Origin of the sequence: Streptomyces cellostaticus, assembly GCF_023630175.1 — a bacterium.
GTDB classification, from domain to species: domain Bacteria; phylum Actinomycetota; class Actinomycetes; order Streptomycetales; family Streptomycetaceae; genus Streptomyces; species Streptomyces cellostaticus_A.
The window spans coordinates 23,218-36,373 of the sequence record NZ_JALLIN010000032.1 but is presented as its reverse complement, the minus strand read 5'-3'; the positions used below and the strand labels follow the sequence as shown (position 1 = coordinate 36,373).

11 protein-coding genes and 1 pseudogene are annotated in these 13,156 nt (G+C 72.0%); 4 read left to right on the top strand and 8 right to left on the bottom strand.

Annotation, left to right across the window (positions count from 1 at the left end; all coding sequences use genetic code 11):
* Positions 1-242: 242 nt before the first annotated feature.
* From MXD57_RS20780 to MXD57_RS20770, 3 genes and pseudogenes are all read right to left on the bottom strand, one after another.
* Positions 243-602: pseudogene (locus MXD57_RS20780) on the bottom strand (hypothetical protein); the annotation flags it as partial.
* A 43-nt stretch (positions 603-645) separates the two neighbouring features.
* Positions 646-2,025 (bottom strand): CoA transferase, encoded by a 1,380-nt coding sequence (locus MXD57_RS20775; protein ID WP_250403178.1) that lies wholly within the window; start codon positions 2,023-2,025, stop codon positions 646-648.
* Positions 2,026-2,128: 103 nt separating this feature from the next.
* Positions 2,129-3,655, bottom strand: a complete 1,527-nt coding sequence (locus MXD57_RS20770) for a S8 family peptidase (protein WP_250403176.1) — start codon at positions 3,653-3,655, stop codon at positions 2,129-2,131.
* 286 nt (positions 3,656-3,941) lie between these two features.
* On the opposite strand from MXD57_RS20770, the gene MXD57_RS20765 reads away from it, so the two are divergent.
* From MXD57_RS20765 to moaA, 3 genes are all read left to right on the top strand, one after another.
* Positions 3,942-4,298, top strand: a complete 357-nt coding sequence (locus tag MXD57_RS20765) for a DUF485 domain-containing protein (protein ID WP_250403175.1) — start codon at positions 3,942-3,944, stop codon at positions 4,296-4,298.
* Positions 4,295-5,920: a solute symporter family protein gene (locus MXD57_RS20760; RefSeq protein ID WP_250403173.1), complete on the top strand. Its 1,626-nt coding sequence runs from the start codon at positions 4,295-4,297 to the stop codon at positions 5,918-5,920. Before MXD57_RS20765 ends, MXD57_RS20760 begins: the two co-directional genes overlap by 4 nt.
* A 155-nt stretch (positions 5,921-6,075) precedes the next feature.
* Entirely contained in the window at positions 6,076-7,065 is a 990-nt protein-coding gene (gene moaA, locus MXD57_RS20755; protein WP_250403171.1) for a GTP 3',8-cyclase MoaA, read from the top strand.
* A gap of 127 nt (positions 7,066-7,192) precedes the next feature.
* Here moaA and MXD57_RS20750 read toward each other — a convergent pair whose 3' ends face one another.
* Both MXD57_RS20750 and MXD57_RS20745 read right to left on the bottom strand, forming a co-directional pair.
* Positions 7,193-7,426: a hypothetical protein gene (locus tag MXD57_RS20750; protein ID WP_250403169.1), complete on the bottom strand. Its 234-nt coding sequence runs from the start codon at positions 7,424-7,426 to the stop codon at positions 7,193-7,195.
* 222 nt (positions 7,427-7,648) lie between these two features.
* Entirely contained in the window at positions 7,649-8,050 is a 402-nt protein-coding gene (locus tag MXD57_RS20745; RefSeq protein ID WP_250403167.1) for a DUF3099 domain-containing protein, read from the bottom strand.
* A 244-nt stretch (positions 8,051-8,294) separates the two neighbouring features.
* Here MXD57_RS20745 and MXD57_RS20740 point away from each other — a divergent pair, with 244 nt between their 5' ends.
* Positions 8,295-8,579, top strand: a complete 285-nt coding sequence (locus tag MXD57_RS20740) for a GlsB/YeaQ/YmgE family stress response membrane protein (RefSeq protein ID WP_250403165.1) — start codon at positions 8,295-8,297, stop codon at positions 8,577-8,579.
* Positions 8,580-8,643: 64 nt separating this feature from the next.
* Here the strand turns inward: MXD57_RS20740 and tyrS are convergent, their stop codons facing one another.
* Genes tyrS through MXD57_RS20725 form a run of 3 tightly spaced genes read right to left on the bottom strand, consistent with a single transcriptional unit; the run spans position 8,644 to position 12,883 of the window.
* Positions 8,644-9,912, bottom strand: a complete 1,269-nt coding sequence (gene tyrS, locus MXD57_RS20735; protein WP_250403164.1) for a tyrosine--tRNA ligase — start codon at positions 9,910-9,912, stop codon at positions 8,644-8,646.
* Positions 9,913-9,968: 56 nt separating this feature from the next.
* Positions 9,969-11,363: a TldD/PmbA family protein gene (locus MXD57_RS20730; protein ID WP_250403163.1), complete on the bottom strand. Its 1,395-nt coding sequence runs from the start codon at positions 11,361-11,363 to the stop codon at positions 9,969-9,971.
* A complete protein-coding gene (locus MXD57_RS20725) occupies positions 11,360-12,883 on the bottom strand; it encodes a TldD/PmbA family protein (protein ID WP_250403161.1) in 1,524 nt (507 codons plus the stop codon). Before MXD57_RS20725 ends, MXD57_RS20730 begins: the two co-directional genes overlap by 4 nt.
* Positions 12,884-13,156 lie beyond the last annotated feature (273 nt).

The following is a 13,156-nucleotide window of genomic DNA, read 5'->3' as shown; positions in this document are numbered from 1 at the left end:
TCGTGTCCCACACAACGCTCCGCTGACCCCGGCCGGGAGGCCGCGTCCGGCGCTGTGACCGCTGTGGTTCGCCGGGTCGAGAGGGAGGACCGGGGTGTTCGCCGAGATCGTGTTCGTGGGGCCGCCGGTCGATCGTGACGAGGTCGAGGAGGCTCTGGAGACGGCGTTCGCGTTCGACGGCGAGGTCACCGGCGCGGACAGCGGCATGGGGCGCGGCCATCTCGATCAGCCCTCGCCAGATCCTATTCCTCCGGCTCCCAGGCGCGGAGCAGGTCGAGCAGCCCTGCGTCTCCGTCAACGTGCAAGGAGTCGGCGGGGATACGGTCGTACAAGTAGAGGACCAGCTCACTGGCCGTGCCGTGGATGGAGGCGCCGGCTGTGTCCGAGTCCTCGCCGGTCGCGGCAGTGGGCGCGGGGATACGGGTGGAGCGTGCGCCGTCGCCGTCGACCGTGAGGCGCCAGGAGCGGCCCTCGGCGGCGTGGAAGTCGAAGGCCGTGGGCTTGTGCGGCCAGGCGGTGGGCGTCGCGACGCAGGTGAACAGGAACTCCTCGACACCGTCGAGGGCGACCTCGGCCGGCAGCGGCTGCGGGGCGCCCGCGGCCGCGCCGGTCGCCGGTACGGGGGGCTCCGGCCCACCCCCGGGCTCATTGCCAGCGGGCGGGGTCCGACCCCCAGGGCACCGGGGGCCGCGCCCAGCCGGCCGGGCCGCCCGTGAAGGACACCGCCGGCAGGGCGTGGCGCAGCCGTCCGAGCCGGCTGCCGGTCTCCGTCAGCCAGGCGTCCGGGCCCCCGTACCCGGCGCCCCCGCCGCCGGGGGCGGCCGGCATCCCGTCCGTCAGCCAGTGCGCGGTACGGGCGAGCGCCAGCCGCACCAGCCGGCCGCCGCCGTCGTACGACTGCTCGGTCACCGCCCGCAGCACGGCCGCCGCCAGCAGGTATCCGGTGCCGTGGTCCAGGGCCTGCGCGGGCAGCGCGCCGGGCCGCTCGGCGGAGCCCTCGGTCACCGCGACACCGGTCGCGGCCTGCACCAGGCTGTCGAAGCCGCGTCGTCCGCCCCAGGGCCCGTACGCGCCCCACGCCGACACCTGCGCCACCACCAGCCCGGGGTGCCGCTCCGCCAGCGCCTCCGGGGAGAGCCCGAACCGGTCCAGGGAGCCGGGCCGGTAGCCGGTCACCACGACGTCCGCCGCGGCCAGCAGCTCCTCCAGTGTGTCCCGGCCGGTGGAGAGGTCGAGGGCGGCCGAGCGCTTGCCGAAGCCCGTGTCGGCGTGCAGGTCGGGGAGTTCGGGCGCGTGCGGGGGGTCCAGACGCAGTACGTCCGCGCCGAGCAGCGCGAGCGTGCGGGTGGCGACCGGGCCTGCCAGCACCCTGGTCAGATCCAGGACGCGCAGCCCGGCGGCGGGCAGCAGCCGGGCCGCTGCCGGGTCGAGCGCGGGCCGTACCCGCGCGGGGGAGGTGTCCAGCCGCTCGCGTTCGACCAGCGGCCGGGCGGCCACCTCGGCGGCCTGCCCGTGCGCCGCCCACTCCCGCGGGGTGCGCAGGGCCACGGCGAGCCCGCCGGCGCGGTGGACCGCGTCCTCCACCTCCAGCGCGGACCGTCCGGCGATCCGCTCGCCCGCGTCCGCCACCGAGACGTCCTCGGGCAGGCCCAGCGCCTGCAGCAACCGGGCCCGGTGGTGCGGATAGTTGGCATGGGTGCGCACCCAGCCGTCCGCGCTCCGCCAGAACCGGGACAGCGGCGCGAAGGCCACCGGCTCCCGGCCGTCCACCCGCAGCAGCCGCTCGCTGTGGAAGGCGGCGGCGACCGCGCCGTCGTCCACCTCGGCATCCGGCAGCCGGCCGAGTCCGGCCCGTCGCGCCCCCAGCTCGGCGGCGGCCAGCGCACACGCGCCGACGCAGGCGCGCGCCAGCCGGTTCACCGGCAGCCGTGCCGGCAGGGTCCCCGCGCGCTCGACGACCGACACACACGACACCTGGGCGGGGTCGCCGCCCAGCGCGGTCCAGGCGAACTCGATCTCAGTCATGACTGAACTATGCAGTATTGATTCGATCAATCCAGCAGCCCGGGTCGTGGCCGCACGGGTGCCGCCGGAAGCCTTCCGGCGGCACCCGTGCGCGGGGGAGGGGTCAGCGCACCGCGCGCAGCGCGTTGACGATCCCGAACCCGTAGAAGCCGTTGACGCGCTTGCCGCCGACGCAGGTCGCGTCCACGACACCGTCGCCGTTCCCGTCGTACGGGCCGGCCGGGCAACCCGGGTTGTCGGCCTGCGCCTTGAGCAGCATCTGGAGCTGGGCCGGGGTGGCGTGCCGGTGCGCCGACTTCAGCAGCGCGGCCACGGCGGCCACGTGCGGGGACGCCATCGAGGTGCCCTGGAGGAAGCCGTACTCGTTGTTCGGCAGCGTGGACAGGATGCGGCCGTTCTTCGACGGCGTGTCCGGGATCTGGTACTTGTCGCCGCCCGGTCCCGCCACGTCGACCACGCCCCTGCCGTAGCTGGAGTAGTACGACTTGGCGCCCTTGACGCCCACCGCGCTCACGGTGACCACACCGGGGAGCTGGGTCGGCACGTCGTAGCACTGGTGCGGGTCGATCGTCCGGGTGGTCGCGGTCGAGTCGTCCGGACTGGAGTCGTCCACGATCGCGTCGGAGTCGAGGTCGTCGTTGGAGTTGCCCGCCGAGGCCACGTTGAGCGTGCCCTTGCGCTGTGCGTACGACTGCGCCCGGTTGACCGCGTCCACGATGGCCCGCTGGTCGGGGTCGTCCTTGCAGTTGTACAGCCACGGGTCCACGTAGTAGCTGTTGTTGGTGACCTCGATGCCGTGGTCGGCCGCGAACACGAAGGCGCAGACCACGCTCTCCGGGTAGAAGAGCTGGGTGGAGTCGGGCTGGGCGACGGTGATGCTGGCGACCTTCACCCCGGGCGCCACGCCCGCCACGCCTATGCCGTTGCGGGCCGCGGCTATCTCACCCGCGACGTGCGTGCCGTGGTAGTGGTCGGCGTCCGCCGGCCGCCAGGCGCCGTACGTCGTGTCCGCCTTGCCGCTCACACAGTTCGCCGACTGCGACGGGGAGAAGTTCGGGGCGATGTCCGGATGGGTGTCGTCGACGCCGGTGTCGATCACGCCGACGGTCACCCGCCGGCTGCCCGGGTTGATCGTCGCGGCCTTGTCGGCGCCGATCGACCGCAGGTCCCACTGGTCGGCCTCGAGGGGTTCCTCGCCCGCCGCCGCGCCCCGGGCGAGCTTCGCGGCCTCCGTCTTCGACAGGACCTGGACCGCGCCCTCGTCGGTCGTCCCCGCCGCGCTCAGCGGGGCGGTACGGGTGGCGCCCGCGGACTGCACCCCGCGCACCGCGCGCATCCGCTGGCCGAAGTCCGCCTGCGCGGAGTGCGCGACGATCACGCCGATCCGGGCGTAACTCGCCACGATGGTGCCGCCGTTGCGCGAGATCGCCCGCTTCACCGACTCGATCGTGCGGTGGTCCGTCCTGGTGTTGACGACGTACGCCAGGGCCGGGCCGTCCGCCGCCCGTGCCGTGGTGGCGGCCTCGGTCGCAGCCGAGGCCGCCGTCGGCAGGAAGCCGAGCGAGGCGGTCAGTGAGAGCACGACCGGCACGGCGAGCGCCAGCCTGCGCCTGGAGCGCAGATGAACCATGGGATCTCCACATCATCCGGTTACGGAACCGCCCGAGGCACAGGTGGTGCTTGGGCGCGTACATGACGGGTGGTGCAGGGCGAAGTTATCTCCCCGATCTGATCTCCGAAAGGGGCAGGCCGACTTGAACCGGTTCGCGCGCGGCGCCGTGACCGTGGACGGAGGGCCCGGCACGATCGTGGCCCCCCACCGGGATCACTCAGCGGAGCCGGACGGCGACTGCCGGTAACGTGATCCCTTGTCCGTGTGAGGTCGACGCACCGCAGGTCCGACGCGAGGAGAGCCCGTGGCCACCGAGACACCGCCACCCGCGAAACCGCAAGCCCACCTTCCCTCCACCGAGGAGTTCGTCGAGGTCCAGCAGAGCGCGGAGTTCAGGGAGTTGCGCCGCGCCAACCGCTCCTTCGCGTTCCCCCTGACCATCGCCTTCACCACCTGGTACCTGCTGTATGTGCTGCTCTCCTGCTACGCGGGCGGCTTCATGGGCACCAAGGTGGCCGGCAACATCAACGTGGCCCTCGTCCTGGGCATCGCGCAGTTCCTCACCACGTTCCTCATCGCCTGGTGGTACGCGCGGCACGCCGCCGCCAGGCTCGACCCGCGGGCCGAGGCCATCAAGTCCCGGATGGAGGGCGGAGCATGAACCCCGCACAGCACGTCCTGCTGGCCGCAGGTGAGGCCAGCGAGCACCGGACGCTGATCGTCACCCTGTTCGCGGTGTTCGTGACCGCGACCCTCGTGATCACCGTCTGGGCCGGCCGGCAGACCAGGGACGCCGCCGACTTCTACGCCGGCGGACGGCAGTTCACCGGCTTCCAGAACGGCCTGGCCGTCTCCGGCGACTACATGTCCGCCGCGTCCTTCCTCGGCATCGCCGGCGCCATCGCACTCTTCGGCTACGACGGCTTCCTCTACTCCATCGGCTTCCTGGTCGCCTGGCTGGTGGCCCTCCTCCTGGTCGCCGAGCCGCTGCGCAACTCCGGCCGGTACACGATGGGCGACGTCCTGGCCTACCGGATGCGCCAGCGGCCCGTGCGTACCGCGGCCGGTGTCTCCACCATCGTCGTGTCGATCTTCTACCTGCTCGCCCAGATGGCCGGCGCCGGTGTGCTCGTCTCGCTGCTGCTCGGCATCACCAGCGACGGCGGCAAGATCGGCATCGTCGCCCTGGTCGGCGTCCTGATGATCGTCTACGTCACCATCGGCGGTATGAAGGGCACCACCTGGGTCCAGATGGTCAAGGCGGTGCTGCTGATCCTGGGTGCCCTGCTGCTGACCTTCCTGGTCCTGCTGAAGTTCCACTTCAACATCTCCGACCTGCTCGGAAAGGCCGCCGACAACAGCGCCAAGGGTTCGGCGTTCCTGGAGCCCGGCCTGAAGTACGGTGCCACCGGCACCACCAAGCTGGACTTCATCTCCCTCGGTATCGCCCTGGTCCTCGGCACCGCGGGCCTGCCGCACATCCTGATCCGCTTCTACACGGTGCCGACCGCCAAGGCCGCCCGTAAGTCCGTCATCTGGGCGATCGGCCTGATCGGCGCCTTCTACCTGATGACCCTCGCCCTCGGCTTCGGCGCGGCCGCGCTGATCAGACCGGACGAGATCATCGCCTCCAACAAGGCGGGCAACACCGCCGCCCCGCTCCTCGCCCTGCACCTGGGCGGGGTCGACTCCAACTGGGGGGCGATCCTGCTCGCCACCATCTCGGCCGTCGCCTTCGCCACCATCCTCGCGGTGGTCGCCGGCCTCACCCTGGCCTCGTCGTCCTCCTTCGCCCACGACATCTACGCCAACGTCATCAAGAAGGGACAGGCCACCGAGCGGCAGGAACTGGGCGCGGCCCGCTGGGCCACCGTCGGCATCGGCGCCGTCTCCATCCTGCTCGGTGCCATGGCCCGTGACCTGAACGTGGCCGGCCTGGTCGCGCTCGCCTTCGCGGTCGCCGCCTCCGCCAACCTGCCGACCATCCTCTACAGCCTGTTCTGGAAGCGGTTCACCACCTCGGGCGCCCTGTGGTCGATCTACGGCGGCCTGGTCACCGCGGTCGGCCTCGTGCTGTTCTCGCCGGTGGTGTCCGGCAAGCCGACCTCGATGTTCCCGGACGTCGACTTCCACTGGTTCCCGCTGGAGAACCCGGGCATCATCTCGATCCCGGTCGGCTTCCTGCTGGGCGCCGTGGGCACCCTGCTCTCCAAGGAGGTCCCGGACGCCGGGAAGTACGCGGAGCTGGAGGTGCGGTCCCTGACCGGAACGGGAGCGCACTGACCTGCACGACGACGGCCGCGTCGTACGGGATCGTACGGTCCTACGACGCGGCCTCGCCGTGCCTCGTGGGATCGGGCCACCGCCGTTGTCGGTGCTCTCGCGTAGGCTCGCAGGTGACGAACAACGATGATGCGGTACCGAGGGAGGGGGCCCACGTGCTCATCGACACCTACGGCCGAGTCGCCACCGACCTTCGGGTCTCACTGACCGACCGGTGCAATCTGCGCTGCACCTACTGCATGCCCGAGGAGGGCCTGCAGTGGCTCGCCAAGCCCGACCTGCTCACGGACGACGAGATCGTCCGGCTCATCGACATCGCGGTCCGCCTGCTCGGCATCGAGGAGGTCCGCTTCACCGGCGGCGAACCCCTGCTGCGCCCAGGACTGACCGGCATCGTCGAGCGCGTCGGCGCCCTGGAGCCCCGGCCCCAGATGTCCCTCACCACCAACGGCATCGGTCTGCGGCGCACCGCGTCCGCCCTGCGGGCGGCCGGCCTGGACCGGGTGAACGTCTCCCTGGACACCCTCCGCCCGGACGTCTTCAAGACCCTGACCCGCCGCGACCGCCTCCGGGACGTACTGGAGGGCCTCGAGGCCGCCCGCGAGGCGGGCCTCGAGCCGGTGAAGGTCAACTCGGTCCTGATGCCCGGTCTGAACGCCGACGAGGCCCCGGACCTGCTGGCCTGGGCGGTGGAGCACGACTACGAGCTGCGCTTCATCGAGCAGATGCCGCTCGACGCCCAGCACGGCTGGAAGCGCGAGGGCATGGTCACCGCCGGGGACATCCTGACCTCCCTGCGCACCCGCTTCGACCTCACCCCCGAGGGCGCCGAGGAACGCGGCTCCGCCCCGGCGGAGCGCTGGCTGGTCGACGGCGGGCCGCACCGCGTGGGCGTGATCGCCTCGGTCACCCGCCCGTTCTGCGCGGCCTGCGACCGTACCCGCCTCACGGCCGACGGCCAGATACGGACCTGCCTGTTCGCCACCGAGGAGACGGACCTGCGGGCGGCCCTGCGCTCCGGCGCCCCCGACGAGGAGATCGCCCGCCTGTGGCGCCTGGCGATGTGGGGCAAGAAGGCCGGAGCGGGTCTCGACGACCCCTCGTTCGTACAGCCGGACCGCCCGATGTCGGCGATCGGCGGCTAGTGCCGCGTCGGTCGCGGTTCGCCCGTCGAGGAGCGGCGTCCGGCGGGTGGCGAGAGAGCGCCTGCCGGACGCCGCGGCGTCGGCTTCCTCGGCCGACGCGGTAACGGGGCCCGCGCCTGCGGCGTGATCAGCCGGGCAGGCCTCCGGAGCCCTCGGGAGCCTCCCAGTCCGCGAAGCGCACCACGTCCTTGAGGAACCCGCGGACCCCGAGGAACTGCGAAAGATGCTCGCGGTGCTCCTCGCAGGCGAGCCAGGTCTTGCGCCGCTCCGGCGTGTGGATCTTCGGGTTGTTCCAGGCCAGCACCCACCCGGCGGCGGCACGGCAGCCCTTGGCGGAGCAGATGGGGGTCTCGTCACTCACAGGTTCGTCACTGGTTCCGTCGCACAGCCCCCGCAAACAAGGCGACGCCGAGCAGCCACGGGGGGAGCTGCCCGGCGTCGGTCCGTCGCTCCGACGGGGGATGCGGAGCGCGTACGCAGTATGTCATGGGTCACCCTGCGTCCGGCACTGAACCGCACGAATGAATTGAGCTTTTCTTGAGCTTGGCCGCGCCCCCGGTCCGCCGCCCCGCATCCCCCGTGGTCAGGCCCGGTCCGGCCGCTCACCGGGCCCCGGTGGCCCGGGCTCCGCGGACCGGTCCTCCGGTACGGATTCCGCCCGCGCGCCCTCGTCCCCCGCGGGCGGCGGCGTGATCATCGGCCGGGTCGGGACCGTGACGAAGGTCGACGGAAGAGTGGGCGGCCGCTCCCGGCCGGCGTTAGCGATCACCACCGCCACGTAGGGGAGCAGCGCGCCGAGCACCAGCGCCACGATGGCGACGTACCGTTCGACGTTCCACAGGGTCGCCGCGAGGATCACCGAGGCCGTCCGGATCGTCATCGAGATGACGTACCGCCGCTGCCGGCCCCTCACATCCTCGGCCAGGCCGGTCCGGGCGCCGGTGATCCGGAACACCTGGACGTTGCCGCCGTGCTGCTTCCGCATCACCATCCACCATCCGCCCGCATCGGACTCCGTGGTCCGCAACCGTCGCCCGCGCGTGGGCGCGAGACCCGTGCGGAACAACTCCACCGTACGCCGCGCCCCGACCGCCCACGAGACCGGGTCGCCGCCCGCCCGCACGGACGCCGTCGGCCGGGCCACGTACGGGTGTGCCCGACATGCGCCGCACGGACCTCACCCGGAGACTTGCGGTAGTGCTCACGCCGATCGGTACGAGGAGGCAGCCATGGGCTGGTTGTGGGCGATCATCGTGGGGTTCGTGCTGGGCCTCATCGCCAAGGCGGTCATCCCGGGCAAGCAGCACAGTCCGCTGTGGCTGACCACCATCGGCGGCATCCTCGGCGCGATCGCGGGCAACGCGATCGCCGCAGCCCTCGGCGTCGCGGAGACCAGGGGCATCGACTGGAGCCGGCACGCCTTCCAGCTCGTCGCGGCGATCATCATCGTCGCCCTGTTCGACGCCCTCTACATGGCGACGATCGGCAAGCGGAAACAGCAGCAACGCGTCTGACGGCGGACACACCGACATGCCGAAGGGCGGCCCCCGGGAACCGGGAGCCGCCCTTCGGCATGTGTCACGCGGGCTTGACCTCGACCGCGGCCAGGTTCCTCTTGCCCCGGCGCAGCACCAGCCAGCGCCCGTGCAGCAGGTCCTCCCGGGCGGGAACCGCGTCCTCCGCGGCGACCTTCGCGTTGTTCACGTAGGCACCGCCCTCCTTGACCGTCCGCCGGGCGGCCGACTTGCTGGCCACCAGCCCGACCTCGGCGAACAGGTCGACCACCGGACCCAGCTCGGTGACCTGGATGTGCGGCACCTCGGACAGCGCCGCCGACAGCGTCCGGTCGTCCAGCTCCGCGAGCTCGCCCTGACCGAAGAGGGCCTTGGACGCGGCGATCACGGCCGCCGTCTGGTCGGCGCCGTGCACCAGCGTCGTCAGCTCCTCGGCGAGCGCGCGCTGCGCGGCGCGGGCCTGCGGGCGCTCCTCGGTCTGCCGCTCCAGCTCCTCCAGCTCGTCCCGGGACCTGAAGGAGAGGATCCGCATGTACCGCGAGATGTCCCGGTCGTCCACGTTCAGCCAGAACTGGTAGAACGCGTACGGCGTCGTCATCTCCGGGTCGAGCCAGACGGCTCCGCCCTCGGTCTTGCCGAACTTGGTGCCGTCCGCCTTGGTCATCAGCGGGGTGGCCAGGGCGTGCACGTCCGCGTCCGGCTCCAGCCGGTGGATCAGGTCCAGGCCGGCCGTGAGGTTGCCCCACTGGTCGCTGCCGCCCTGCTGGAGCCTGCAGTCGTACCGCCGGTAGAGCTGCAGGAAGTCCATGCCCTGCAGGATCTGGTAGCTGAACTCGGTGTAGCTGATGCCCTGGTCGGACTCCAGGCGGCGGGCCACGGAGTCCTTCGTCAGCATCTTGTTGACCCGGAAGTGCTTGCCGATGTCCCGCAGGAACTCGATCGCGGACAGGCCCTGCGTCCAGTCGAGGTTGTTCACCATGACCGCCGCGTTCTCGCCCTCGAAGGACAGGAACGGCTCGATCTGCCCGCGCAGCCGGCCCACCCAGCCGGCCACCGTCTCCGGGTCGTTCAGCGTGCGCTCGGCGGTCGGGCGCGGGTCGCCGATCAGGCCCGTCGCACCGCCGACCAGCGCCAGCGGCCGGTGCCCGGCCTGCTGGAGCCGGCGCACGGTGAGCACCTGCACCAGGTGCCCCACGTGCAGCGACGGCGCCGTCGGGTCGAAGCCGCAATAGAACGTGACGGGACCGTCCGCGAGCGCCTTGCGCAAGGCGTCCTCGTCGGTGGACAGGGCGAACAGCCCACGCCACTTCAGCTCGTCGACGATGTCCGTCACGGTTCTCGTGTCTCCTTGAAGATCTTCGGGCAGCCGGGTGACAGCCGAGTACGAGGTTATACGCCCTGACTGACAGAGCTCATGTTGAAGTCGGGGATCCGCAGCGCCGGCATCGCGGCCCGGGTGAACCAGTCGCTCCACTCGCGCGGCAGCGTCTTCTCGGTGCGCCCGGCCTCCGTGGCCCTCCCCAGCAGGCCCACCGGCGACTCGTTGAAGCGGAAGTTGTTCACCTGTCCGGTGACCTCGCCGTTCTCCACGAGGTAGACGCCGTCCCGGGTCAGACCGGTGAGCAGCAGCGTCGCCGGATCCACCTCGCGGATGTACCACAGGCAGGTCAGCAGCAGTCCGCGTCCGGTGTCCGCGACCATCTCCTCCAGGGAGCGGTCCCGCCCGCCGTCGAGGACGAGGTTCCCGAGCGCCGGGGCGACCGGCAGCCCGGTCAGGCCCGCGCTGTGCCGGGTGGTGGTCAGGTTCCGCAGCACGCCCTCGCCGACCCAGTCGGTGGCCCGCACCGGCAGCCCGTTGTCGAACACGGACTGGTCGCCGCCGGAGGAGTGGGCGACCACGAACGGTGCGCACTCCAGGCCCGGCTCGTGCGGGTCGCTGCGCAGGGTCAGCGGCAGCCCGCTCAGCTTCTCGCCGACCCGGGTGCCGCCACCGGGCTTGGAGAACACCGTCCGGCCCTCCGCCGCGTCCCGGCCCGAGGCCGACCAGAACTGGTAGATCAGCAGGTCCGCGACCGCGGTCGGCGGCAGCAGCGTCTCGTACCGGCCCGCGGGCAGCTCCACGCGCCGCTCGGCCCAGCCGAGCCGTACGGCCAGCTCGGCGTCGAGCGCGCCCGGGTCGACGTCCTTGAAGTCGCGCGTCGACCGGCCCGCCCACGCCGAGCGGGTGCCGTCCGGCGACTTCGCGTTCATCTCCAGCGTGCCGGTGGGCTGGTCGTGCCGCAGCCGCAGCCCGGTGGAGGTGCCCAGGTACGTCGACACCAGCTCGTGGTTGGCGAAGCCGTACAGCTCGCGGCCCCCCGCACGCGCGCGTGCGAAGGACTCGCCGAGTGCCGGGGCGAAGTCCGCGAACACCGCGGAGGAGGTCTCGGCCGGCGCGTCGGTGAAGTCGGGGGACGCGGGCACGTCGCCGACGAGCGGCTGCGCGTCCTCGGCGGGCCCGGCGCCGCGCGCGGCCGCCTCGGCGGCCCGCACCAGCGGCTCCAGCTCGGCGGCCGTCACCGCCGACCGGGACACGACACCGGAGGCGGTGCCCTCCCGGCCGTCCACGGTCGCGATCACGGTGAGCGTGCGGCCCCGCGTCACACCGTTGGTGGTGAGCGCGTTCCGCGCCCAGCGCAGGTTGGCGGTCGACTGCTCGTCGGCGATGACCACGCAGCCGTCGGCCCGGGACAGCGCCAGCGCCTGCTCGACGACCTCGTGCGGCTTGTGGGTACGGGCGCTCATCGACCGGCCTCCTGGGTGGTGTTGAGAATGTTGACGCCCCGGAACAGGGCCGAGGGGCACCCGTGAGACACGGACGCCACCTGCCCCGGCTGGGCCTTTCCGCAGTTGAAAGCCCCTCCTAGCACGTAGGTCTGGGGGCCTCCGACAGCTTCCATGGAGCCCCAGAACTGGGGGGTGACCCCCTGATATGCAAAGTCCTTGATCTGCCCCTCAAGGCGGCCGTTCCGGATCATGTATGCCCTCTGACCCGTAAACTGGAAGTTGTAGCGCTGCATGTCGATCGACCAGGACCGGTCGCCGACGACGTAGATTCCCCGGTCGACGCCCCCGATCAGGTCCTCGGTGGACAGCCCCGCCGGATCCGGCCGCAGCGACACGTTGGCCATGCGCTGCACCGGCACGTGACCCGGCGAGTCGGCGAACGCGCACCCGTTGGACCGCGCGAACCCGGTCAGTCGCGCGATCCGCCGGTCGAGCTGGTAGCCCACCAGCGTGCCGTCCTTCACCAGGTCCCAGGACTGGGCCTCGACGCCCTCGTCGTCGTACCCGACGGTCGCCAGGCCGTGCTCGGCGGTGCGGTCGCCGGTGACGTTCATCCGTTCGGAGCCGTACCTGAGCTTGCCGAGCTGGTCGAAGGTGGCGAAGGAGGTGCCGGCGTAGGCGGCCTCGTAGCCGAGGGCGCGGTCCAGCTCGGTGGCGTGCCCGATGGACTCGTGGATGGTCAGCCACAGGTTGGACGGGTCGACCACGAGGTCGTACACGCCCGCCTCCACGCTGGGCGCCCGCATCTTCTCCGCCAGCAGCTCCGGCATCCGCTCCAGCTCGGTGTCCCAGTCCCAGCCGGTGCCCGTCAGGTACTCCCAGCCCCGGCCCACCGGCGGCGCGACGGTCCGCATCGAGTCGAACTCACCGCTCGACTCGTCCACCGACACCGCCGTGAGCTGCGGGTGCAGCCGGACCCGCTGCTGGGTCGTCACGGTGCCGGCCGTGTCCGCGTAGAACTTGTTCTCGTGCACCGTGAGCAGCGAGGCGTCGACGTGGTTCACCCCGTTCGCCGTGAGCAGCCGGGCGCTCCAGTCCGCGAGCAGCGCCGCCTTCTCCTCGTCCGGCACGGTGAACGGATCGATCTCGTACGACGAGATCCACGTCCGGTCGGCGTGCGCCGGCTCGTCGGCCAGCTCCACCCGCTCGTCGGCCCCGGCCGCCTTGATCACCTGCGCGGACAGCTTCGCCATCGCCACCGCCTGCGAGGCGACCTTGGCGGCCGCGTCCAGGGTCAGGTCCACCCCGGACGCGAAGCCCCACGTACCGCCGTGCACCACGCGGACCGCGTAGCCGAGGTCGGTGGTGTCCGACGACCCCGCGGGCCTGGCGTCCCGCAGCCGCCAGGACGCGCTGCGCACCCGCTCGAACCGGAAGTCGGCATGCTCGGCCCCCAGCGCACGCGCGCGTGCCAGCGCGGCGTCGGCCAGGGCCCTCAGCGGCAGCGCGAGGAACGATTGATCGATCTCATGGGCCACGGGCGGCGTCTCCTTCGGTCGGGGCACGGTCGGGGTGAGAGAACCATGTCGCAAAGGGTCGTGGTGTGGCCACCTGATAGTGACGGAAGCCCTCGGGACCTCAGGACGCGCGGGACGGCTCGCGCCGAGGGGTTGCCCGCCCACGCCCCCGGGCCGGCCGGCCGACCCGGCGGCCGACTGTAGAAACCCCACAGTGACGCACTTCAGCCACTGTCGGTGCCCGCTTGCCCACGGAAGGGGCGCTACCGATAGGTTTTCGATGAAGCCGCCTGT